At 64.7% G+C, this 23,018-nt stretch carries 23 protein-coding genes and 1 pseudogene; 10 read left to right on the plus strand and 14 right to left on the minus strand.

Going from position 1 to position 23,018, the window contains the following annotated elements; all coding sequences use genetic code 11:
- From RUGAMON1_RS23620 to fliE, 10 genes and pseudogenes are all read right to left on the minus strand, one after another.
- Positions 1-1,079, minus strand: a pseudogene (locus RUGAMON1_RS23620) (flagellar hook-length control protein FliK); the annotation flags it as partial.
- Positions 1,076-1,393, minus strand: a complete 318-nt coding sequence (locus RUGAMON1_RS23625; protein WP_445232826.1) for a hypothetical protein — start codon at positions 1,391-1,393, stop codon at positions 1,076-1,078. The pseudogene RUGAMON1_RS23620 and the gene RUGAMON1_RS23625, both read right to left, overlap by 4 nt.
- Entirely contained in the window at positions 1,386-1,775 is a 390-nt protein-coding gene (gene fliS, locus RUGAMON1_RS23630) for a flagellar export chaperone FliS (protein ID WP_116988556.1), read from the minus strand. Before fliS ends, RUGAMON1_RS23625 begins: the two co-directional genes overlap by 8 nt.
- Positions 1,776-1,809: 34 nt before the next feature.
- Positions 1,810-3,222 (minus strand): flagellar filament capping protein FliD, encoded by a 1,413-nt coding sequence (gene fliD, locus RUGAMON1_RS23635; protein WP_445232827.1) that lies wholly within the window; start codon positions 3,220-3,222, stop codon positions 1,810-1,812.
- A gap of 100 nt (positions 3,223-3,322) precedes the next feature.
- Entirely contained in the window at positions 3,323-3,754 is a 432-nt protein-coding gene (locus RUGAMON1_RS23640; protein WP_116988558.1) for a flagellar FliJ family protein, read from the minus strand.
- A complete protein-coding gene (gene fliI, locus RUGAMON1_RS23645; protein ID WP_445232828.1) occupies positions 3,751-5,061 on the minus strand; it encodes a flagellar protein export ATPase FliI in 1,311 nt (436 codons plus the stop codon). Before fliI ends, RUGAMON1_RS23640 begins: the two co-directional genes overlap by 4 nt.
- A complete protein-coding gene (fliH, locus tag RUGAMON1_RS23650; protein WP_445232829.1) occupies positions 5,058-5,768 on the minus strand; it encodes a flagellar assembly protein FliH in 711 nt (236 codons plus the stop codon). The genes fliI and fliH overlap by 4 nt, the downstream gene beginning before the upstream one ends.
- Positions 5,765-6,808 carry a flagellar motor switch protein FliG gene (locus tag RUGAMON1_RS23655; RefSeq protein WP_020702668.1) on the minus strand — a complete coding sequence of 348 codons (1,044 nt, stop codon included), beginning with the start codon at positions 6,806-6,808 and terminating at the stop codon, positions 5,765-5,767. Before RUGAMON1_RS23655 ends, fliH begins: the two co-directional genes overlap by 4 nt.
- Entirely contained in the window at positions 6,792-8,567 is a 1,776-nt protein-coding gene (fliF, locus tag RUGAMON1_RS23660) for a flagellar basal-body MS-ring/collar protein FliF (RefSeq protein ID WP_445232830.1), read from the minus strand. The genes RUGAMON1_RS23655 and fliF overlap by 17 nt, the downstream gene beginning before the upstream one ends.
- A gap of 33 nt (positions 8,568-8,600) precedes the next feature.
- Complete coding sequence (gene fliE / locus RUGAMON1_RS23665; protein ID WP_116988563.1) at positions 8,601-8,951, minus strand: flagellar hook-basal body complex protein FliE; 351 nt, start codon at positions 8,949-8,951, stop codon at positions 8,601-8,603.
- A 592-nt stretch (positions 8,952-9,543) separates the two neighbouring features.
- On the opposite strand from fliE, the gene RUGAMON1_RS23670 reads away from it, so the two are divergent.
- From RUGAMON1_RS23670 to RUGAMON1_RS23705, 8 genes are all read left to right on the plus strand, one after another.
- Entirely contained in the window at positions 9,544-10,422 is an 879-nt protein-coding gene (locus RUGAMON1_RS23670; protein WP_445232831.1) for a FliM/FliN family flagellar motor switch protein, read from the plus strand.
- A 4-nt stretch (positions 10,423-10,426) separates the two neighbouring features.
- Positions 10,427-10,798, plus strand: coding sequence for a FliM/FliN family flagellar motor switch protein (locus tag RUGAMON1_RS23675; protein ID WP_199538397.1), 372 nt, complete (start codon positions 10,427-10,429; stop codon positions 10,796-10,798).
- Complete coding sequence (gene fliP, locus RUGAMON1_RS23680) at positions 10,795-11,565, plus strand: flagellar type III secretion system pore protein FliP (RefSeq protein WP_445232832.1); 771 nt, start codon at positions 10,795-10,797, stop codon at positions 11,563-11,565. Before RUGAMON1_RS23675 ends, fliP begins: the two co-directional genes overlap by 4 nt.
- 11 nt (positions 11,566-11,576) lie before the next feature.
- Positions 11,577-11,849: a flagellar biosynthesis protein FliQ gene (gene fliQ, locus RUGAMON1_RS23685; RefSeq protein WP_008449457.1), complete on the plus strand. Its 273-nt coding sequence runs from the start codon at positions 11,577-11,579 to the stop codon at positions 11,847-11,849.
- A gap of 10 nt (positions 11,850-11,859) precedes the next feature.
- Positions 11,860-12,648 carry a flagellar biosynthetic protein FliR gene (gene fliR, locus RUGAMON1_RS23690; RefSeq protein WP_445232833.1) on the plus strand — a complete coding sequence of 263 codons (789 nt, stop codon included), beginning with the start codon at positions 11,860-11,862 and terminating at the stop codon, positions 12,646-12,648.
- The gene (locus tag RUGAMON1_RS23695) at positions 12,641-13,780 is read left to right on the plus strand and encodes an EscU/YscU/HrcU family type III secretion system export apparatus switch protein (RefSeq protein ID WP_445232834.1); all 1,140 of its coding nucleotides are present in this window, start codon (positions 12,641-12,643) and stop codon (positions 13,778-13,780) included. The genes fliR and RUGAMON1_RS23695 overlap by 8 nt, the downstream gene beginning before the upstream one ends.
- Positions 13,777-15,864: a flagellar biosynthesis protein FlhA gene (locus RUGAMON1_RS23700; protein ID WP_445232835.1), complete on the plus strand. Its 2,088-nt coding sequence runs from the start codon at positions 13,777-13,779 to the stop codon at positions 15,862-15,864. The genes RUGAMON1_RS23695 and RUGAMON1_RS23700 overlap by 4 nt, the downstream gene beginning before the upstream one ends.
- A gap of 175 nt (positions 15,865-16,039) precedes the next feature.
- On the plus strand, positions 16,040-16,615 hold the full coding sequence (locus tag RUGAMON1_RS23705) for a PEP-CTERM sorting domain-containing protein (RefSeq protein WP_445232836.1): 576 nt from the start codon (positions 16,040-16,042) through the stop codon (positions 16,613-16,615).
- Between the two features lie 12 nt (positions 16,616-16,627).
- Here RUGAMON1_RS23705 and RUGAMON1_RS23710 read toward each other — a convergent pair whose 3' ends face one another.
- The 3 genes from RUGAMON1_RS23710 to RUGAMON1_RS23720 form a co-directional block, all read right to left on the minus strand.
- The gene (locus tag RUGAMON1_RS23710; protein ID WP_445232985.1) at positions 16,628-17,578 is read right to left on the minus strand and encodes a hypothetical protein; all 951 of its coding nucleotides are present in this window, start codon (positions 17,576-17,578) and stop codon (positions 16,628-16,630) included.
- A 101-nt stretch (positions 17,579-17,679) separates the two neighbouring features.
- Positions 17,680-18,585 carry a flagellin N-terminal helical domain-containing protein gene (locus RUGAMON1_RS23715; protein WP_445232837.1) on the minus strand — a complete coding sequence of 302 codons (906 nt, stop codon included), beginning with the start codon at positions 18,583-18,585 and terminating at the stop codon, positions 17,680-17,682.
- Between the two features lie 282 nt (positions 18,586-18,867).
- Positions 18,868-20,544: an electron transfer flavoprotein-ubiquinone oxidoreductase gene (locus RUGAMON1_RS23720; protein ID WP_445232838.1), complete on the minus strand. Its 1,677-nt coding sequence runs from the start codon at positions 20,542-20,544 to the stop codon at positions 18,868-18,870.
- A gap of 204 nt (positions 20,545-20,748) precedes the next feature.
- Here RUGAMON1_RS23720 and RUGAMON1_RS23725 point away from each other — a divergent pair, with 204 nt between their 5' ends.
- A complete protein-coding gene (locus tag RUGAMON1_RS23725) occupies positions 20,749-21,525 on the plus strand; it encodes an SDR family oxidoreductase (RefSeq protein ID WP_445232839.1) in 777 nt (258 codons plus the stop codon).
- 102 nt (positions 21,526-21,627) lie between these two features.
- On the opposite strand, the gene RUGAMON1_RS23730 is transcribed toward RUGAMON1_RS23725, so the two are convergent.
- Positions 21,628-22,188 (minus strand): LuxR C-terminal-related transcriptional regulator, encoded by a 561-nt coding sequence (locus tag RUGAMON1_RS23730; protein ID WP_445232840.1) that lies wholly within the window; start codon positions 22,186-22,188, stop codon positions 21,628-21,630.
- 129 nt (positions 22,189-22,317) lie between these two features.
- Between RUGAMON1_RS23730 and RUGAMON1_RS23735 the strand changes: the two genes are divergently transcribed.
- Entirely contained in the window at positions 22,318-23,016 is a 699-nt protein-coding gene (locus tag RUGAMON1_RS23735; protein WP_445232841.1) for a CoA transferase subunit A, read from the plus strand.
- Positions 23,017-23,018 lie beyond the last annotated feature (2 nt).

A 23,018-nucleotide genomic window follows, 5' to 3' on the forward strand; every position in this document is an offset into this window, starting at 1 on the left:
GGCGTGAACACGGCGCCGATCGGGGCAGGCAAGGGGGCTGCGGCCTGGGCCGGCGCGGCGTTGGCGGCGGCGGCGGGCGCGGCGGCGGCGGCAGGCGCGGCTGGCGCATCCGACTGGCTTTGCTGGAGCTGCGCGCCGAGCGCGGCGCTGTTGGCCATGGCGTAGATGTTTTGCGGCGTGGCGAGCGGAACCGCATTGACCGCCGCCGCGCCGACCGGGGCCGGAACCGCGACCGCGACCGCGATCTGGACCGGGACCTGGGCCGCGACCTGGGCCGTAACCGGGACCGCGGCCTGCGCATCCGGCAGCGGCTGCTGGACCTGGGCGCCCTGCGCGGCCCTGTTGGCCGCGGCGTAGATGGTTTGCGGCGCGCCGGCCGGGGCAGGCGCTGGCGCAGATGCGGGCACAGGCGCGGGCGCGGCGGCGGTGACGGCGACGCTGGCGGCCGCCAGGTTCAAGCGGGTGACGGCGCTGTTGAGCGTCGAGGTGGCGCCGACGGCGTCGGTGCGCACCGGGGCGGCGCTGTCGGCGCCCGCGGCCGGCGCGGCCTGCTGCGCGGCGCTGGCCTGCAGCGCGTTGAACATGGCCGGCACCAGGGTGGCGGCATTGGCGTTGGCGGCGGCGGTGACGGCGGCAGTGGCGGCCTGCGCGCCGACGTCGGCGTCGGCGGCACCGTCGGCGCCGCTGTCACCGGCGGCCGATTGCGGGTCGAGCACCAGCGGGTCGGTCAGTTGCAGCAATTGGGCAAACAGCGGCGTGCCGGCCTGGGCTTCGTCGGCGGCGGGCTCCGCCTGGTCGCGGCCCGGATAGCTGACCGGGTCGTTCTGGCTGGCCGGCGTGGCGCCGCGCGGCGCCGGACTGGGCTTGGGCGCATTGCCGGCCAGCGGCGTCTTGCCATTGCCGTTGCCGGTCAGCGGAGCGGACTTGGGTGGAACCCGGCTGCCGTTGTTGGCGGCGTTATGACCCTGCGCAGCCGTCGGCATGCTGTCGAGGCCGCCATGATTGGAGGCGACCGGAGCGGTCAGTTCGGCTTTCGCGGCTTTTGCCGAGGCGGTGGCGCTGGAGAGTGTCATGGTCATGCTTGGATTCCGGTTTCTAACTGTTCGCTGTCTAGCGCATAGGCCAGCCAGCCTTCTTTGTTGGCCTGCATTTCATGCAGGCGCCGCGCGAGGTCTTCGGCGGCGGCGTTGCATGCGCGCACTGTTTCTTCATGTACCTGACGCAGGGCCGACAGGGCGGCCCGTTCGCTGCTGCTCCACTGGCCCTGGGCCGCCATCTGCGGCAAGGCGGTCGTCATCAGGGAGTTCATCGCCGCCAGCATCTTCCAATCCTCGGCGGCGAGGGCGGCGCTCATCTTTTGCGCCATCTGCAGCAGCGTGCGTTGCCTATCCATTTTTGGCCTGTACGCCCAGCCAGCCCTTTTTGATGGTGGTCAGCAACGTCGTCACTTCGTCGATGATGGTCGGGTCCAGGCTGACGCCGGCGGTGTAGAGGCGGCCGGCGCAGTAGTCGTACAGGCGGCCGAGGTTTTCCACCACTTCGCCGCCGTTGTCGAAGTCCAGCGAACTGGCCAGGCCGTTGATGATGTCGGTGCACTTGTTCAGGCTGTTGGCCTTGAGCTCGTAGCGCTTGCCGACGATGTGGCCGCGCGCGCGGGCCAGCTCTTCGAGCAAGCCGTCGGTCAGCACCAGCACCAGCTCGATCGGCGACGCCCGGGTCACCTGGGCGTCCAGATTGGTGGAGTGATAACTGCTGTAGGCTTCGTGGTTCAACATGGGGTTCACCGTACTGGTTGTAGTCGTTAAATGCTTAGTTGTTGCTGTTGGAGAACATCGCCGTGAACATGTCGGAGGTGCTGGTCATCGACGATTGCAGCTGCTGCAGCGCGCTGAACTGCGCCAGATAGCGTTTGTAGGCGTTGTCGAACTGGCTTTGCACGGCCACCTGGCGCTTGGCGATGTCATCCTGCACGCGGGTGATGGCGGTCTTGCGGCTGCCGATCAGGCCGGTGGCCGAGTTGGTCCAGGTGGTCACCAGCTTGTTCATCGAACCCAGCACGCCGCTGTCGACACCCAGGCCGGCGCGGCCGAACAGGGTGTCGATCTTGCCGGGGTCGGCGGCGATGGTTTTCTGCAGGCGGGTGCTGTCGAGCGTCAGCGTGCCGTCGCGGGCGGCGGTGATGCCAAAGCTGATCAGCGAGCGGCCGCCGGTGGCGTTGCGCAGCGCGGCGCCCAGGGTGGCGCGCAGCGCGGCCACGCCGGAATCGTTGTACAGCGCGGCGTCCGGCGACTGCGGCGTGCTGTCGGTGGTCGAGGTGGCGCTGTGGTTGCCCGCCGCGGTCACCGTGTTGAACACCGCCAGCAGCTTGTTGTAGGCGTCGACAAAGCTCTGCACGTTGGCGGTGGTGGCGCTGCTGTCGGGGCCGACGGTCAGCTGCACCGGCGTGGCCCCTGCCAGCTGCGCCTGCTTGACGGTGAACTTGACGTTGTCGATGGTGCTGAAGGTGTTGGAGGCCTGGGTGACCTTGGTGCCGGTGCCCTGGTCGCCCATCCAGACGATCGCGTCCTTGGCGATGGTCTCGACCTTTTGCGTCGACAGGTCCGACTGCAGCGCGGGATCGCCCAGGCCGCTGACGTCGAGCGAGGCCACGGCGTTGTCGGCGCCGGTCTGGGTGGCGGTCAGCACCAGCTTGGGCTGGCCGTTGATGGTCAGGGTGGAGGCGGTGACGCGCGAATTATTGGTGGCGGCGACATTGATCGCGGCGGCGATTTCCTTGGCCGACAATTTGCCGTCCATATTGCTGTCGGCGTTGGCCAGGTCGATCTGGAAGTTGGAGCCGTCGGCCAGCATCACCTTCAGCGAGCCGGCGCTGGTGGCGGCGCTGTCGTTGACGTTGTACGACACCTGGCCGGCGGTGGCCAGCTGCTCGACGTAGAACGAGTAGGTGCCGGCCACGGCGCTGGCGGTGGCGCTGCCGGTGGCGATCGTGGTGTTGCTGCTGGTGGCGGCGTTGGCGGCCACGCCGCTGGTGCTGGTGGTCAGCGCCTGCAGCGAGGATTGGAAGGCGCTCAGCGCGCTGCCCAGCGTGCCCAGCGCGCTGACGGTGGCGGTGGCCTTGGTGGCCCGGCTATCCAGGATGGACTTGGTCGGCGCGACATATGCGTTCGCCAGTTTCTCGGCCGTGGTTTGCGGGTCGTAGACGGGACTGCTGATGACTGCCATGATCGTTGCTCCTGGAAAGGATGATTGAGTGTACCCTGATATAAGGCGACCTTAATCGTTTCCCTATGAAAATATTCTTAACTATTTTTTCGGTGTGCGCTTATTTCTGGCCGCGCATCCATAGTTGTGTTGCCAACTCATCATGTTGCTTGCGTTCCTGGACATTTTGCTGCGCCAGCACCACCTTCTGCTGCTTGACCAGCACCTTGCCCAGCACCTCGCGCTTGGCCCAGGCGGCGTTCAGTTGCTGCTGCGACAAGGCCATGTCGGCCTCGTGCATGTGGAGGTCGAGCCGGTGGCTGTCGGCCATCTGCATCACGGCCTGCTTGTAGTCGCCGCAGTTGCCGGCCAGCGCAGGATGCAGATTGCCGCTGGGGCCGCTATTCGTGTAGAGCCCGGTCAAGCGCTCCAGGTTTTTCTGATACCGTTCACGCAAACTTTCCTTTTCCGCCAGCTCGGTCTGCAGGCGCTCCACCTCGGTGTTGCGCAGGGCCACGAGCGTGGTCAGGTTACGGATGTTGTGGTGGCTCATGTCATCAGCTTTTCAAGTTGGTTGATGCACGGCGCGAAGGGCGCCTCTTCCTTGGTACCCTGGCACAGGAAATCCTCGACCCGGGGGTGCAGCAGCACCGCCTTGTCGGTGACCGGATCGGCGCCCGGCACATAGGCGCCCAGCGGGATCAGGTCGCGCACGCGGTCGTGGCGCGCCATGCTGGCTTTCAGCGCGCGGGCCGCCATCATGTGTTCGTGGGTGATGACCTGGCTCATGCAGCGGCTGATCGAGGAGGCGATGTCGATCGCCGGATAGTGGCCGCGGTCGGCCAGCTCGCGGGTCATGACGATGTGGCCGTCGAGCACGGCGCGCGCGGTGTCGACCACCGGGTCCTGCTGGTCGTCGCCCTCGGCCAGCACGGTGTAGATCGCGCTCATGCTGCCGGTCTGGTTTTCGCCGTTGCCGGCCGATTCGATCAGCTGCGGCAGCGCCGAGAACACCGACGGCGGATAGCCCTTGGTGGCCGGCGGCTCGCCCAGCGCCAGCGCCACTTCGCGCAGCGCCATCGCATAGCGGGTCAGCGAATCGACCAGCAGCAGCACGTTCTTGCCCTGGTCGCGGTAGTGGGCCGCGATCGAATGGCACAGCTCGGTGGCCATGATGCGCATCAGCGGGCTCTCGTCGGCCGGGGCGATCACCAGCACCGCCTTCGACAGGCCTTCCTTGCCGAGCGACATGTCGACGAATTCGCGCACCTCGCGCGAGCGCTCGCCGATCAGGCCGACCACCACCACGTCGGCCACGGTCTGCCGGGTCATCAGGCCCAGCAGCACGGACTTGCCGACGCCGGAGCCGGCCATCAGGCCGACCCGCTGGCCCTTGCCCAGGGTCAGCATGGCGTTGATGGCGCGCACGCCGACGTCGAGCGCCTCGGTCACCGGTTTTTTCTTCAATGGATGGATGCGCGGCGGCTGCGCCTCGAGCGGGAAGTCGCCGCCCAGCTTGCCGAGGCCGTCGATCGGCTCGCCCAGGCCGTTGACCATGCGGCCCAGCCAGCCGGAGCCGATCTGCAGGCTGACTTTTTCGGGGGAGGGCAGCACGCGGGCGCCGGTGGTCAGGCCGATGGCCTTCTTGAACGGCATCAGGAACGACAGCTTGTCGCGGAAACCGACCACCTGCGCGTCCAGCCATTCGCCGTTGACTGTCTCAATCTGGCAACGCTGGCCGGTGTGCAAAGGACAACCCACCGCCTCAAGCAGCAAACCGGACGCCCCCACCAGGCGACCGGTCGGGGTCGCCATGGGCACGGAACCCAGTTCGAGATTGCGTAAGGCGTCAGCGATCACTCTTCGATCTCCGGTTCATCGCCGCCGTCGGCAGCTTGAAGTTGATTATCGACCTGTTCCATGACAGCCGCAAGACGTTGATGACATCCGGCATCAACTTCATTGTCGCCGGCCTTGATGCGGCACTCGCCGGCGTCGAGGCGGGCGTCCGGGATCAGGTTCCAGCGTTTGGAACGTTTCGGGTCCAGCTCGGCGATGCGCTTGAGTTCCTCCGGGTTCAGGAAGACGTCGATTTCCTCGCGGGTGGGCGGCATCGACGCCAGCGTTTCCTCGACCAGGGCCATCAGCTGCACCGGCTGCAGCGCCAGTTCGGCGCGGATCACCTGGCGCGCCACCTTGGCCACCAGGTCGACCACTTCCTTGCGCTGGGCGGCGCGGTAGTCGGAGCGCAGTTTTTTGAGGCTTTTCAGCATGGCGTCGACCGGGCGCGCCATCTGGTCGTAGGCCACCAGGGTTTCGTGGCGGCCTTCCTCGCGGCCCTGTTCCTGGCCGGAGCTGCGGCCGGCCTCGAAGCCGTCTTCCTGGCCGCGCGCCAGGCCGATCTCGTAGCCGTCGCGCTGGCCCTGTTCAAAGCCCTCGCTGACCGAGGCGGCCCACTGCGCGCCGCCGTCGCCGCTCTGGCTGTGGCTGTGCGCCACGGCGCGCTGGTGCGCCAGGTTGGTGAACTGCGCCAGCGGCGGAAAGCGGTAAGCGCGGAACTGCTTCATTCGACCACCTGTTCGGCGAACAGCTGGATCTCGATCTCGCCGACGTCGGCCAGCGCCTTGACGGTGGCCATGATTTCCTGGCGGGTTTGCTCGATGCGCGACAGCGGCATCGGGCCGGCGCGGCGCATCATGTCCTCGAAGGCCTGGGCCTGGCGTTTCGGCATGGTCTTGAGGATGGCGTCGCGGATCGACACTTCGGCGCCCTTGAGCGCGATCGCCCATTGCTCCAGCGGCACTTCCTCGATGATGCGGGTGATCGCCACCTCGGACTGGTTGCCGAGGATGAAGAAGTCGTACATCGACAGCTCGATCTTGGACACCACTTCCGGGTCGTGGGCGCGCAGCAGCTCGACCATCTGCGCGCGGTTGCTCGGCAGGCGGTTGAGGATCTCGGCGGCCTGGCGTATGCCTTCGACGCTGGTGCTTTGCGAATCGAAGGAGGACAGGCAGCGCACCACCAGCTCGTCGAGCTCGACCAGCAGGTCGCGGTCGATCTCTTCCAGGCGCGCCAGGTTCAGCAACACCAGGTCGCGGCCGTCGGCCGGCAGCGCGTCGATGATCTGGCCGGCCAGCGCGGCCGGCAGGAAGGCCAGGAACACCGCCTGCATCTGCACGTGTTCGTTGGAGATGTATTCGGCCAGCCACTTCGGCGAAGCCCATTGCAGGCGCGCCATCTTGGGCCGCAGTTCGTCGCCGTAGATGTTGTTGAGCACGGTGTTGGCGAGGTCGCCGCCCAGCGCCAGGTCCAGCGAGCGCTTCAGGTAGCTGCGCGAGGCGCCGTGCACGCCGGACTGCTGGCGGTAATCGTCGAAGAAGGTCTGCATCGCGGTCTTGACGGACTCGACCTTGATGCCGCTCATGCGCGACATCACCTGCGTCACTTCCAGCAATTCCTCGCGCGACAGGCAGCGCAGCACGGCCGCGGCCGGCTCCTCGCCTATGCTCAGCAGCACGATCGCGGCTTGCTCGACCGGCGACAGCTGGGCGTTGCGGACGGCGTTGCCGTAGTCTTCTTCGTCGGGGTTATTGAGTTCGGCCATTTTTCTGCATCCATTGTTTGACGACTTCGGCGACACGTTCCGGTTCTTTGGCGGCCAGTACTTTCAGGTGGTCGACCATGACGTCGACCGCCGAGCCTGGCGGCGGCAGATCGTAGTTTTCCAGCAGCGGCACCACCGGCATGCCCGGCTGGGCGGCGGCGCCCGGCAGCGCGGGCGCGGCGCCCGGCGTGCCCGGCGCGTGGGCGCCGGCGATGGCCGGCGTGCCGGCCGCGGCGGCGGCCGCTTCCTTGGCTTCCTTGGCCGCCACCACTGCGGCCTGTTCGGCGGCGCGGCGTTCGGCGGCGATGCGCGCCAGTTCCTGCGGCGGCGGCGTGAAGCGCACCGTGGCCAGACGCATCAGCGGACGCAGCAACAGGAAGTAGCCGAGGATGATGCCGACCCCGTACATCACGTAGGAGCTGATGTCGACCACGTTGTCGCGTTCCTGCCACCACGGCGGGGTCGCCGCTTTCGGCGGGAAGTTCATGGCCGACACCACCAGCTGGTCGCCGCGGTCGGCGTTGATGCCCAGGCCGTTGCGCAGGATCTTGTCGATGTTGGCGATTTCGTTGGCGCTCCAGCCGGTCTTGGGCGTGGGCGATGCGGCCTGCGCCAGCACCACGGCCACGCTCAGCTTTTCAAGCCGGCCGCGGCTGCGCTTGGTCTGGGTGATGCTGCGGTCGTAGGCGTACTGGCGGGTGGTGGCGTTCTTGCGCGCGGTGCCGTCGGCCGGATTGTTGGGATCGTTGGCGGCGGCCGGCTTGGCGGCGTCGGCCGGGTTGGCGTTGGCCGGCGGCGGCCGGTTCGACAGCGTGCCCGGCACGCCTTGCGCCACGCGGTTGCGGTCCAGCTCTTCGCGCATGGCTTCGCTGGTGACCTTGGGATCGGCGCCGTATTTCTCGACCGTTTCCTCGACCTTGTCGTTGTCGACCACGGCCATCACGCTCATGCGGAAATTGTCGTCGCCGATGACCGGGCCCAGCAGGTTGCGGACGTTGGCCTTGACCTCGTCCTGGTAGCGCTTGCCGTTCTCGTTGCTGGCGCTGCCGGCGTCGAAGCCGTCGGCCAGGTCGATGTGGGAGGACAGCAGGTTGCCGGTCTGGTCGACCAGGCTGACGCGCTGCGGAGTGAGGCTGGCGACGCTGCCGGCCACCATGTTCACCACGGCGGCGATCGCTTCGGGCGCCAGCGTGTGGCCGGGCTTGAGCGCCACCACCACCGAGGCCGAGGATTTCTCGCCGTCCGACGATACGAACGAGGTCGACTTGGCGATCGACAGGTGCACGCGCGCGTGGGCGATCGCGTCCAGCGTCATGATCGATTGCGCCAGCTCGCCTTCCAGGCCGCGGCGGAAGCGCACGTCCTGCACGAATTGCGACACGCCCAGCGGGTCGTTCTTGTCCATCAGCTCGAGGCCAGCCGGCAGCTGGGCGGTCACGCCCTTGGCGGCCAGCAGCATGCGCACCTTGCCCAGCATCGAGTTGGGCACCAGCACCTGGCCGCTTTCCGGGTGCAGGCGGTACGGGATGTGGTCGGCGTCGAGCACGGTCATCATGTCGGCGGCGGCGACTTTTTCGCGCGCGCCGAACACCGGTTTATAGCCGGACTGGTCGCTCCACAGGTACATCAGCACCATGGCCGTCACGCCGATCGCCAGCAGCAGCAGCGGATACAGGTTTTTCAGCAGGTTGGGCGGCATGGACAGCGCGACGGGGCTGGCGCGCCAGCGCTCGAAGGCGGACTTGATGGAATTGATCACGTTGTTGGCTTTCGCGTTGAACTGGGCCCGCTGTTACAGCGGCAATTTGATGAGCTCGTCCACGGCGCCCATCACTTTGTTGCGCACTTGCATCAACATCGAGAAGGACAGGCTGGCTTCCTGGCTGGACAGCATGGCGCCGACCAGGTCGTCGCTCTTGCCGGAGTCGACGTCGGACATCTGCTGCGCCGCGTTGGCGTCGGCGTCGTTGACTTTATGGACCGCGTCCTTCATCGACTGGGCGAAGGAGAAAGCAGGTTGGGCGTCACCTGCGCCGGCGGCAAACTGCGCGGCGGGCGCCACGCTTTGGCTGGCCAGGTTTTGCGCCGCATTGGTGAGCGACGCGAGGTCGGCCTGTATCAGGTTAGAGATTCCGTTACTCATCTTGCTATCTCCCGTTTATGCAACGTTAGTCCCATATGTCTACCATATCCAGATTGCCAGAAAGCAGCAAGCCCTGCGTTGTTTATCTGTAGGTCGCTGTGTTCAATCAAACGACACATGGCGGCGGATGTCATGGCGATGTCACAGTGTTGTAAGAAAGACATCATCTGCATGGCGCTCAAAGCCACGCCCGCGCTGTCGCGGCGGCATGCATGACGGGGAAAGGGGGGCAGGGGCGCTGACGCCAGTCCCGGTCGCCGGGAACTGTTTTCTTACGGCAAATATCGTTATAAATCATTCACTAAGCGCCATGTATTCAAGTGTGTTGCAGAGCTGCGTCAGACGACGTGAAGCAGGTTAAGCTTACTGGCTAGCAATTTTCTTGTAAAGACTTATTTGCCGTGAGGAATCACTTGGTCAAATATTGTTGGATGGCAATAATGTGAATTTTGATGTATGCTGCGCTAACGACAATGCATGACTTTAAGTTACGATAGGTAATATTCCCCAAATAGTGCGCTGGAAGTAACCAGTTTTTAGCTGGATAGTGCGATGATGGGGGAGTAGCGAAGAAATCCGACATGGCGAAAACATGACAACGACAAAACAGACCGCGCCGCCTCAAGTGCTGGATCCATGCCTGCTGGGGCGGCCGGTGCATCTGCTGCATATCTTTGCGGCCCAGTTGCGCGACGATCTGGCGCAGTCGATGCGGCTCAATATGAACCGCCGCTACTGGGGCGGCTTCCAGGTCGAGGACGTCACGTTCGAGCGGCTCGAAGACAAGGAAACCCGCGGCCGCTGGCTCAGCTTTGCCGCGCCGGCCGGGCAGATCGCCTTCTCGCTGGAACGCAAGGTGCTGCTCAGTGTGTTGAACTTCCGCTACGGCAGCGGCAAGGCCGACGCCGCCGCGCTGGACGAGAACACGGTGAAGGTCACCGCCACCGAAGAACGGCTCGCCGTGGTGCTGGGGCAACAGTTGGCCGGCATCCTGGCCGGACGCATCGAACTCAACCTGCCGGTGCTCGACAAGCCGGCCCCGGCCGAAGGCGAGCAGGAGGCGGTCGACAGCGAATTCAAGCCGGCCCCCGGCTCCCACCCGCCCAAGGGCAGCTGGATCATCACCGTCACCGTGGCCGACATCCGCAGTGGCGCCACCGGCCAGTACTGGTTCGCGCTGGACAAGACGCTGATGGCCAATGTGCTGCGCGGCCTGTTGCGCGACCGCGACGCCGGCAAGAAGGCCCAGCCGGCCGCGCCGCTGGCGCAGCGCCTGCAGGTCGGCCTGGTCGGCCGCCTGGCCAGCAAGGAAGTGCCGCTGGGCAGCCTGTACGACCTGCAGGTCGGCGACGTGATCCCGATCAGCCTGAACAGAGCGGATGTGCTGCTGGAGGACTCCCGTCTGTTCACCGCCGCCGTCACCGAACATAAAGGCAAACTCTGTTTAACCTCTTTTGAAGACGCCGAATAACATGATGAACATGAACGTAGCCAACCCTAGCGACGCCCTGCTGGAAGACCTGTCCGAAGAAATGATCATCGACCAGGTCGGCACCGAGCTGACCGACGTGCCGGCCGTGCCGACGCGGCGCGACCTGCCGGCCATGATGCGCAAGATCCCGGTGACGCTGACCTTGGAAGTGGGCTCGGCCCGCATCTCGCTGCAGGAGTTGATGGCGATCGGCCCGGACAGCGTGGTCGAGCTCGACGTGCTGGCCGGCGAGCCGCTGGTGATCAAGGTCAACGGCACCGCCATCGGCCGCGCCGAAGTGGTGGTGGCGGGCGAGAACTACGGCCTCAAAGTGATCGACCTGGACGGCCTGAATCTCGACATGATGACTCCATGACCTGGAGCCTGAACCCGCAGTGGCGCCGGCGACTGCTGCCAGCGGCCGCGGGCTTGACGTTGCTGGGCCTGCTGGCCTGCGTTCCGGCCCACGCGGTCGACCTGCTGGCCAATGTGGTGCCCGGCGCCAAAACCGAACTGACGGTCAAGACCCAGATCCTGATCGTCATGACCTTGCTGGGCTTGCTCCCGGTGATGGTCATGATGATGACCAGCTTCACCCGCTTCGTGATCGTGCTGTCGCTGCTGCGCCAGGCGCTGGGCCTGCAGCAGGGCCTGCCCAACCGCATCATCACCGGGGTGGCGCTGATTTTGACCCTGCTGGTGATGCGCCCGATCGGCGACCAGATCTGGAGCGAAGCCTTCGTGCCCTACGACCAGGACAAGATCGGCCTGGAGGCGGCGCTGCAGATCGCCGAGAAGCCGGTGTCGCGCTTCATGCTGGCGCAGACCAGCAAGGCGGCGCTGCAGCAGATCGCCCACCTGGCCGGCGAGGACAAGATCACCGAACCGTCGCAGCACGCCTTCACCGTCAAGCTGGCGGCGTTCGTGCTGTCGGAGCTGAAGACCGCTTTCCAGATCGGCTGCATGCTGTTCATTCCCTTCCTGGTGATCGACCTGGTGGTGTCGTCGGTGCTGATGGCGATGGGGATGATGATGCTGTCGCCGCTGGTGATTTCATTGCCGTTCAAGCTGCTGCTGTTTGTGCTGGTGGACGGCTGGACCCTGACCGTCAATACGCTCGTCACGAGCGTGCAGGCGTATTAAGGAGCGACCTGATGCTGACTCCCGAAGTTGCCGTCGACCTGGTGGTCGAATCGCTGCACATCGTCATGCTGCTGGTGGTGATCCTGGTCGTGCCCGGCCTGATCACCGGCCTGGTGGTGGCGCTGGTGCAGGCCGCCACGCAGATCAATGAACAAACGCTGAGCTTCCTGCCCAGGCTGCTGGTGACCTTGCTGGCGATCATCCTGATGGGGCGCTGGATGGCCGGCTACCTGATGGACTTCTGCGTCTCGATCTTCACCCGCGCGGCCACGCTGGTCGGCTAGCCGCCCCGTCATGGAACCCATCCTGAGCCAGTTGCTGCCGATGCTCACCGCGCTGTGGTGGCCGTTCTGCCGCATCCTGGCGATGTTCATCGGCGCCCCGGTGCTGGGCGAGGCGGTCACGCCGGTCACGGTGCGCATCCTGATCGCGCTGGTGCTGGCGATCCTGATGCTGCCGCTGACCACCGCCGCCGGCGCCTACGCGATCGAGCCGTTCTCGATGCACGGCGTGGTGGCCACCATCGAGCAGGCGCTGATCGGCTTCGTGCTGGGCCTGGCCTTCCACTTCGCCATGTCGGTGATCGGCGTGCTGGGCTACCTGGTGTCGTCGCAGATGGGCTTTTCGATGGCGGTGATGAACGACCCGATGAACGGCCAGTCGTCGGACGTGGTGTCGGCGCTGCTGTCGGTGCTGTCGATCATCGTCTTCTTCGCCATCGACGGCCACCTGGTGATCGCCAACGTCATCGGCCAGAGCTTCAAGGCCTGGCCGCTGGGCCACGGCTACAGCCCGCTGCTGATCAACGCCATCGCCTACAACGTCGCCTGGATTTTTTCCGCCGCCATGCTGCTGGCGATCCCGATCGTGTTTTCCACGCTGGTGGTGCAGCTGGGCTTCGGCCTGCTGAACCGGGTGGCGCCGGCGCTGAACCTGTTCGCGCTGGGTTTTTCCGTGATCACCATTTTCGGCCTGATGATGCTGGCGCAGGTGGTGCGCTTCATCCCCGAGCATTATGTGCACATGACCAATATGGTGCTGGAGCTGATACGCCAGCAGATGCAGGTGGCGGCCCATGGCTGAGCAGGACAGCGCCGATAAAACAGAAAAGGCTTCACAGCAGAAGCTCAAGAAGTCGCGCCAGGAAGGGCAGGTGGTGCGCTCGCGCGACCTGTCGACGGCGATCGGCATCCTGGTCAGCCTGAAGCTGTTCGTCTACCTGCTGCCCGACTACCTGGGCGACTTCCTCGAGATCTTCCACCAGAGCTTTGCGCCGTTCACGTCCTCGGGCGCGATCGAGAACGCCATGTCGACCGTGTTCAGCTCGGCGATGTGGTTGCTGATCAAGATGGTGCTGCCGCTGTTCGTGGTGCCGTTCTTCATCGTGCTGGGGGCGATGGTGCCGGGCGGCTGGGTGGTCAGCACCAAGCACTGGGCGCCCAAGATGGACCGCCTGAGTCCGGCGGCCAACCTGGGCCGGCTGTTCAGCGCCAAGCACGCCACGGAATTCCTGATCTCGCTGGGCAAGGCGGGCGTGCTGATCGCGGTGCTGGTGCATGTGGCGCGCTCGACGGTGCAGAGCTACACCCAGCTGCAGCACATGCCGATGGGCCAGGCCATGATGATGGGCTCGAATTTGATGCTGGACGGCTTGATGTCGCTGGTCGCAGTGTTTATCATCTTTGCCTTGGTCGACGTGCCGGCGCAGGCGTATTTCTTCGCCAAGAACCAGCGCATGTCCAAGCAGGACCAGAAGGAGGAGCACAAATCGAGCGAGGGCCGGCCGGAGGTGAAGAGCCGCATCCGCCAGCTGCAGCGGGCGATGGCGCGGCGCAGCGCGCGCAAGACGGTGCCGACCGCCGACGTGGTGATCGTCAACCCGGAGCATTACGCGGTGGCGCTCAAGTATGACCAGAACCGTGCCGAAGCACCGTATGTGATCGCCAAGGGCATCGACGAGATGGCCTTGTACATCCGCCAGCTGGCGGTCGAGTTCAAGATCGAGGTGATGCCGCTGGCGCCGCTGGCGCGCGCCATCTACAACACCAGCCAGGTCAACCAGCAGATCCCGGTCCAGCTGTACCAGGCGGTGTCGCAGGTGTTGAACTACATATTGCAGTTGAAGGCATTCCGTACCGGACGGCGCAGCGCCGAGCCGGTGTATCCAAAAGAAGTCGATGTCCCCACATCCATGAGCGAGGTTGTTAAGTCATGAATTTTTTGAACAGGCTGGTCGCAGAAGCGCGTCGCCACAAGTTCGCCACGCCGGCATTCCTGCTGGTGATTTTGGCGATGATCATCCTGCCGTTGCCGCCTATCCTGCTGGACGTGATGTTCACGTTCAACATCGTGCTGGCGCTGATCGTGATCCTGGTGTCGGTGTCGGCCCGCCGGCCGCTGGACTTCTCGGTGTTCCCGACGGTGATCCTGGCCACCACCATGATGCGGCTGACCTTGAACGTGGCGTCGACCCGGGTAGTGCTGCTGCACGGCCATGAAGGCACGGCCGCGGCCGGCCAGGTGATCGAGGCCTTCGGCAAGGTCGTCATCGGCGGCAATTACGTGGTCGGTATCGTGGTGTTCGTGATCCTGATGATCATCAACTTCATGGTGGTGACCAAGGGCGCGGAGCGGATCTCCGAAGTGTCGGCGCGCTTCACCCTGGACGCCTTGCCGGGCAAGCAGATGGCGATCGACGCCGACCTCAACGCCGGCCTGATCAACCAGGAAAAAGCCCAGGCGCGGCGCCAGGACGTCGCCGCCGAGGCCGACTTCTACGGCGCCATGGACGGCGCCTCCAAGTTCGTGCGCGGCGACGCGGTCGCCAGCATCCTGATCCTGATCATCAACATGGTCGGCGGCGTGGCGATCGGCGCGCTGATGCAGGACATGTCCTTCGGCGACGCCTTCAAGCAGTACGCGCTGCTGACCATCGGCGACGGCCTGGTGGCGCAGATCCCGGCGCTGCTGCTGTCGGCCGCGGCGGCGATCCTGGTGACCCGCATCTCCGACTCCGGCGACTTCGAGCAGCAAGTCGGCGGCCAGGTGCTGGCCTCGCCGCAGGTGATGCTGAGCGCCTCGGGCATGATGCTGATCCTGGCCATGGTGCCGGGCATGCCGTGGCAGATGTTCGGTCCGTTCGCGCTGGTGCTGGCCTATGTCGGCTACCGGCTGCTGCAGCGGGTCAAGGCGCCCGAGACCAGCAACCTCGACGCCATCGAGGCGGCGCTGCGCGAAGACCGCAACCCCGAGCTCGACTGGCACAGCCTGCCGGCCGTGCAGCAGTTGCAGGTGGCGCTGGGCTACAAGCTGGTCAGCCTGATCGACAAGGCGCACGGCGAGCCGCTGACCAAGCGCGTCAAGGGCGTGCGCCAGAGCCTGTCCGAAGCGATGGGCCTGCTGCTGCCGCCGATCATCGTGCGCGACGACCTGGGCCTGAAGCCCTCGCAGTATTCGGTGATGTTGTCGGGCAGCGTGGTGGCCCAGGCCGAGGTGTTCGCCGACCGCCTGATGGCGATCCCGTCGCCCAATATCTACGGCCAGATCGACGGCATCCCCGGCATCGAGCCGGCCTACGGCATGCCGGTGACCTGGATCGAGACCAGCGAGAAGGCCAACGCGCTGGGGCTGGGCTACCAGGTGGTGGAGGCGCCGAGCGCGATCGCCACCCATTTGTCCAAGCTGATCCGCGAATACCTGCCGGAGCTGTTCCGCCACGAGGACGTGCCGGCGTTGATGGACCGGCTGGCGGCGCTGTCGCCCAAGCTGGCCGGCTCGCTGGACAAGGCGCTGACCCACACGCAGATGCTGCGCGTGTTCCGCGTGCTGCTGGCGGAAAACGTCTCGCTCAAGGATATCGTGCCGATCGCCACCACGCTGGTCGACAGTTCCGAGACCACCAAGGATCCGATCCTGCTGGCGGCCGAGGTGCGCTGCGCGCTGCGGCGCCAGATCGTCACCGGCCTGTTCGGGCAGAAGACCGAGATGCAGGCCTTCAACCTGGGCGGCGACCTGGAGAACATGCTGCTGGGCTCGCTGAACCAGGCGCGCCAGAGCGGCAAGATCGTGCTGGACAACTATCCGATCGATCCGCACCTGCTGGCGCAGCTGCAGGTCAACATGCCGGTGGCGCGCGAACAGATGAAGCAGCAGGCCACGCCGCCGCTGCTGCTGGTGCTGCCGCAGATCCGGCCGTTGCTGGCGCGCTATGCGCGGCTGTTCGCGCCCGGCCTGCACGTGCTGTCCTACAACGAGATTCCGGAAAACCGCGAAGTCAGCATCATCGGCACGGTGGGCTGATCCACGCCGGCGCCGGCCGGATGCCGCCCAGTCCTGCGACTGGGCGGCATTTTTTTCGCCTGGACGCAGAACGTTGCTTTTTCGTCAGTAATTGCCAATAGTGCACGGATTTTTTTATAAGCATGATATCTTTTCAGCATCCCCAACCGTTGTACCTAACTGAAAGAGCCAGAAAATGAGAAATCTGAAATTTGTGCGCGCCTTGATGTTCTTTGCTGCCGTTGCCGCAGCGCTCGCCGGCGGCGCCGCCAGTGCGGCCAACAAAACGCAGGTGGTCAACGTTGCCGGCATCCAGAGTTACGATCTGTACGGCGAAGCGGGGAATACCGTCGTCGAGCTGAACCTTGGTGCGCTGGCGCAGGTCACCAGCATTGCCTGGAACTTCAACATCACCGCCTACGATCCGAGCTGGCTGGCCGACATGGAAGCGCATTTCAGCTCCAGCGCCGGCAGCGACGGCGTGGTGTTCACGCCGAGCGACACCTTCAACTCCGGCAGCGAGCACCGCGAGGGCAGCGCCAACCTGGTGGATCTTGGCCTGGATTTCAAGGTGGGCGCCGACGGTAAGCTGCGCATCGAATTCAGCGAGAACTACAAGGACCTGAACCCGGGCGAAGCCGACGGCCAGTGGGATTCGGGCAGCTTCACCATCGGCTACGTCAGCGCGGTGCCGGAACCGTCGAGCTACGGCATGCTGCTGCTGGGTCTGGCCGCCATGGGCGCGGTCGCGCGCCGCCGCCAGAACCGCTGAGCGGCATCCTGGTCAGGCCGATTCGGAAAACAGGTCGTCCGGCGGCAGCGGCTGCGACAGCAGCACGGCCAGCTCCGCCATGGCCTTGAAGATGGCCTGGCTCAGCGCCGCCGTATGGGCGCGGGTAGGGTAGTTGTGTTCGCCGCCGGCCGGCGGCAGTTCGCGCCGCAGGCGGCAGCGCAGGATCGTCAGGCCGCAACGGCTGACGGTGGCCGCCAGTTGCGGCAGCATTTCGCGCATGTGCTGCATGGCCGAGGTCTGCGCCGCGCCCACTTCCAGCGCCACGCCGTTGCCGGTGGCCGGCTCCATCTGGATCACCACCCGGCCCACGCCCGGCAGCATCAGCTCGAGCCGCAGCGCCACCCGCGAACGGCGGCGGCGGTTGCTGCGTTCCTGTTCCTCGTCGTCCTTGACGATCACCTTCAGCACCAGGCGCTCGGCGCCCCAGGCGTACACGGCGAAGCGCCACGGCTCCATCTCGGTCACCAGCGGCAGGCCGGGGCGGCCGTCGCGCATGGCCGCCGGCGTGTGGTCGGCCATGAACAGGCTGGACGGCACATGCTGGCCGTTGGCCTGCTCCAGCCAGGCGGCGCGCTGCTCGGCGTAGGTGCGCACCATGACTTGCCACGAGGCGGCCATCATTTGCGTGTCGGGCGGCTGCCAGACCAGCTGGCGCGACAGAAAGACTTGATTGGGGCGCATCGCGGCCGGATCGGCGGCGTTCGGCACCTCGGCCAGCGCGGCGGCCAGCGCTTCGACGCCCGATTGCGGCAGCGGCAGGCCGTCCGGGCCCTCGAGCAGCACGCCGACGGCGCCGGGGCCGCTGGGCGCCAGCGGCCCGACCGGATAGTCCGCGCCCAACGGCACTTCGCCCGGCGCGCGCGCAACCGGGCCTGGCGGGGTGGTCTGCCGGTCCGGGATGCCCAGCGGGCGCGAAGTTGGTCCGATGCGGTCTAAAGCCATCAAGCTCGCTCTCGAAAAAATCCGATGAAAAAAAAGCCAACCGATACTCCGGTTGGCTCCTTGTATTCCTGACCCGCGAGCAGATCAGGAAGGCGCTACGATTACTGCAGCAAGGACATAACCAGGGACGACGTGCTGTTCGACTGCTTCAGCATGGCGGTGCCAGCTTGCAGCAGCATCTGGCTGGAGGTCATGTTCGACGACTCAGCTGCGAAGTCGGTATCCATGATACGGCCCTTTGCAGCTTTGGTGTTGGTCGAAATGTTCGACAAGTTGTTGTACACGTGGTCCAGACGGTTAGCGGCTGCACCCAGCGACGAACGGATGCCGCCGACCTGGTCGAGCGCGGTGCTGATGGTGTCGATGGCCGAGTTCGCTGCGGTTTGGCCGGCAGCGTTGCTGACCGATGCAGTACCGTCGGTACCGTCGGAGATCTCGGTGCCGACTGCCGAACCGCCGGCTGCGTAGCGTGCCGACACGTTGGTCAGGGCGGTGCCGGTCAGGGCGGTCATGGCGGTCGACAGGTCGATCGACATGGTTTCGGCCTTGGTGGCGCCGATCTGGAAGGTCATCGACGAAGCGATCGTGCCGCCGTCCATCAGCTTGGCGCCGCCGAAAGTGGTGTTCTTCATGACGTTGTTCAGTTCGCTACCCAGCGCGTCGAACTCGGACTGCAGTGCAGCCTGGTCTTTTGCGGTCGAGGAGGCATCGGCTGCCTGGGTGGCCAGATCTTTCATGCGGGTCAGCATGGTGGTGACTTCGTCAAACGCGCCTTCGGCGGTTTGCAGCATCGAGATCGAGTTCTGGGTGTTACGCATAGCCATGGCCATGCCGCTGGTCTGGGCGGTCAGACGGGTTGCGATTTGCAGGCCTGCAGCGTCGTCCATGGCCGAATTGACACGGAAGCCGGTGCTCAGGCGGGTCTGCGAAGTCGACAGCGCCATCTGGGTGCGGGAGATCGAGTTCTGTGCGGAAAGGGCCGCAGCGTTAGTGTGAAGGCTCAGCATGAAATAACTCCTGGTAGGTGGATTCAGTTCGGAGCAACGGATCCTTTGTGCTCTCCCAAGTACAAGACGACCATATCTGGGAGGACATTAAATGCTTTGTGGAAATTTATAAAATATTTTTGTAACCGAGGCCGTTTCCCCATTATTTCGGCCTGTTGGTCAGCCTGTCCACCGCACGATTATGGTCCGCTTTTGCCCTGACGGCGCAATAAATCGTTCCCAGAATAAAAAAAACAGCGCGCCCCTGAGGACGCGCTGTCGAGCTTTCGTTGCTTTTTTGTCTTACATGTTCGGATAGTTCGGGCCGCCGCCGCCTTCCGGGGTAATCCAGACGATATTCTGGGTCGGATCCTTGATATCGCAGGTTTTGCAATGCACGCAGTTTTGCGCATTGATCTGCAGGCGGTCGGCGCCTTCGTCGGTCTTGATGAACTCGTACACGCCGGCAGGGCAGTAGCGCGCTTCCGGACCGGCGTACTGGGCCAGGTTGACGTCCACCGGCACGCTCGGATTCTTCAAGGTCAGGTGGATCGGCTGGTCTTCGGCGTGGTTGGTGTTGGAAATAAACACCGACGACAGGCGGTCGAAGGTCAGCTTGCCGTCCGGCTTGGGATAGCTGATCGGCGTGAACTGCGAGGCCGGCTTCAGGCATTCGTGGTCGGCGTGGCTGTGGTGCAGGGTCCACGGCGCCTTGCCGCGCAGGATGGCCTGGTCGACATAGGTCATCACCGAACCCACGTACAAGCCCTTGCTCAGCCACGGCTTGACGTTGCGCGCCACGTGCAGTTCCTCGTGCAGCCAGGACTTTTCAAAGGCGGCAGGGAAGGTGGCCAGTTCGTCGTGCTGGCGGCTGGCGCCCAGCGCTTCGAACACGGACTCGGCGGCCAGCATGCCGGACTTGATGGCGGCGTGGCTGCCCTTGATGCGGCTCATGTTGAGGAAGCCGGCGTCGCAGCCGATCAGCGCGCCGCCCGGGAACACCAGTTTCGGCAGGGATTGCAGGCCGCCGGCGGTGATCGCGCGGGCGCCGTAGGAAATGCGCTTGCCGCCTTCGAAGAAGGTCTTGATGGCCGGATGGGTCTTGTAGCGCTGGAATTCCTCGTACGGCGACAGATAAGGATTCTCGTAGTTCAGGCCGACCACGTAGCCGACCATGACCTGATTGTTTTCCAGGTGGTACAGGAAGGAGCCGCCGTAGGTCTTGCTGTCGAGCGGCCAGCCGGTGGTGTGGACCACCAGGCCGGGCTGGTGCTTGGCCGGGTCGATTTCCCACAGTTCCTTGATGCCGATGCCGTAGGATTGCGGGTCCTTGCCCTTGTTCAGGTCGTACTTGGCCATCAGCTGCTTGCCCAGGTGGCCACGCGCGCCTTCGGCGAACAAGGTGTACTTGCCGTGCAGTTCCATGCCCAGCTGGAAGTCGGAGCCGGCTTCGCCGTCGCGCTTGACGCCCATATTGCCGGTGGCTACGCCCTTGACCGAGCCGTCGTCGTTGTACAGGATTTCGGCGGCAGGGAAGCCGGGGAAGATTTCCACGCCCAGCGCCTCGGCCTGCTGGCCCAGCCAGCGCACCACGTTGCCCAGCGAGATCACGTAGTTGCCGTGGTTTTCAAAGCAGGCCGGCAGCAGGAAGTTGGGGGTCTTGATGGCCTTGGTTTCGGTCAGGAACAACACGCGGTCTTCGGTGACTTCGGTGTTGAGCGGCGCGCCTTTTTCCTTCCAGTCGGGGATCAGTTCGGTCAGGGCCTTGGGGTCCATCACGGCGCCGGACAGGATGTGGGCGCCCAGTTCGCCGCCTTTTTCCAGCACGACGACCGACACTTCCTGGCCTTTTGCGGCGGCCAGCTGCTTGATCTTGATGGCCGCCGACAAGCCCGCAGGGCCGCCGCCGACGATCACGACGTCATACTCCATCGCATCGCGCGGGCCGTACTGTTCTACTAGATTTTGTGGCTGTGTCATGGTCTGTTCTTATGGTGGTCAAAAAGGGTGGAGGAAAATTTAAGCACGAGTGTGCTTCTTTTTCGCTCGGAATGCAATGTGGGCGCCATTTTGAGGGACATTATTAGACACTGCAATCTAATACTGGCGATTTGTGTAATCATAACGATTCGACAGCCGCGCTGTCGGCAATTCATTACTTATACCAAACACTAGGAGTAGCTCGTGGGCATAGAAGTCAACTTTGAGGGAAAAATTGCGCTGATCACCGGCGCCTCCAGCGGTCTCGGAGCCCGGTTTGCCAAAGTGCTGGCCCAGGCCGGCGCCCAGGTGGTGCTGGCCTCGCGCCGCACCGAGCGGCTGAAGGAGCTGCGCGCCGAAATCGAGGCCGACGGCGGCGCCGCCCATGTGGTCAGCCTGGACGTGACCGATTTCGCCAGCATCAAGTCGGCCATCGCGCATGCCGAGACCGAGGCCGGGCCGATCGACATCCTGGTCAACAACTCGGGCGTGTCGACCACCCAGCGGCTGGTCGACGTCACGCCGGAGGACTATTCCTTTGTCATGGACACCAATCTGCGCGGCGCCTTCTTCGTGGCCCAGCAGACCGCCAAGCGCATGATCGCGCGCGCCAAGGGCGACCCCAGCAAGAAGCACCGCATCATCAACATCGCTTCGGTGGCGGGCTTGCGGGTGATGCCGCAGATCGGCGTGTATTGCATGAGCAAGGCCGGCGTGGTGCAGATGACCAAGGCCATGGCGGTGGAGTGGGGCAAGTACGGCATCAACACCAACGCCATCTGCCCCGGCTATATCGAGACCGAGATCAACGAGGAATACTTCGCCAGCGAGCAGGGCCAGAAACTGATCGAGATGCTGCCGCGCAAGCGCCCGGGCAAGCCGGAAGACCTGGACGGCCTGCTGTTGCTGCTGGCCGGCGAGGATTCCAACTTCATCAACGGCGCGATTATCTCCGCCGACGACGGCATGACCGCGATGTAGCAGCCCTTAAACGCGGCCATGGCGTCGTTGCAGCGCCTTGCCGTGCTAGCGCACTGTCTTCGTCGCTGCGCCTAGCCATGTCCACGTTGAAGGGCTGCCTATCTATAATTGGAGGCCGACCAGCTTGTGGACCAGCTCCGACGAGGTGGCGGCCGAGAATTTGCGCATCAGCTTGGCGCGGTGCATTTCCACCGTGCGCGGGCTCAGGTCGATCTGGCGGGCGATGGTCTTGCTGGTCTTGCCTTCGACCAGCAGCGCGGCGATTTCCCGCTCGCGCGGGGTCAGCTCCGCCGTCACCGGGCGTTTTTCGCTGACGTCCTCGAAGGTCCAGATGCCCGGCCCCAGCGGTTCGGACGCCTTCATCGAATGGCCGGTGACGTGGCACCAGAACAGTTCGCCGTCGGCGCGGCGCATGATGCGCTCGTCCGAATAGCGGCCCTTGGCGTTCATGATGGGGATGATGCGGTCGCCGGTGCGCAGGAACTCGTCCATGGTCGGGTATAGCACCATGAAGGACTGGCCTTGCAGCTGTCCGCGCGCATAGCCGAACATCGAGGCCAGCGCCTCGTTGCAGGACTGGATGACGCGGTTCTCCGAAATGCACATGCCGACCGGCGCGTGCAGGAAAATGGATTCGTAATCGATGACCGGGGCAGTGTTCATGTGTGGGGGCGGCAGGTAGTTCTACGGTATTGTGCTTTTGATTTGCGTATTCTATGCTGAGACGCCTCGTCGCTAGTGCATTTAATAATGTTAGCAACGGATTCAGCAACACACTATAAAGGGACACCCATGAATAAAATCTATCCTGACGCCGCCGCAGCGCTGGCCGGCGTCGTACAAGACGGGCAAACCATTGCGGTCGGCGGCTTCGGCCTGTGCGGCATCCCCGAGGCGCTGATCGCCGCGCTGCGCGATTCCGGCGTCACCGGCCTGACCGCGATCTCCAACAACGCCGGCGTCGACGGCTTCGGCCTCGGCCAGCTGCTGGAAACCCGCCAGATCAAGAAGATGATCGCCTCCTACGTGGGTGAAAACAAAGAGTTCGCGCGCCAGTACCTGGCCGGCGAGCTGGAACTGGAATTCACGCCGCAGGGCACGCTGGCCGAGAAGCTGCGCGCCGGCGGCGCCGGCATCCCGGCCTTCTTCACCAAGACCGGCGTCGGCACCATCGTCGCCGACGGCAAGGAAATCCGCGAATTCGACGGCGAGCAGTACGTGATGGAACGCAGCCTGGTGGCCGACGTGGCGCTGGTCAAGGCCTGGAAGGCCGACAAGGCCGGCAACCTGGTGTTCCGCAAGACCGCGCGCAACTTCAACCCGAACGCCGCGATGGCCGGCAAGGTCACCATCGTCGAAGTCGAGCAGCTGGTGGAAATTGGCGAGATCGACCCGGACGCCGTGCACCTGCCGAGCATCTTCGTGCACCGCATCGTGGTCAACGCCACGCCGGAAAAACGCATCGAGCAGCGCACCGTGCGCGCAAACTAAGA

Origin of the sequence: Duganella rhizosphaerae (genome assembly GCF_040364205.1) — a bacterium.
Lineage (GTDB): Bacteria > Pseudomonadota > Gammaproteobacteria > Burkholderiales > Burkholderiaceae_D > Rugamonas > Rugamonas rhizosphaerae.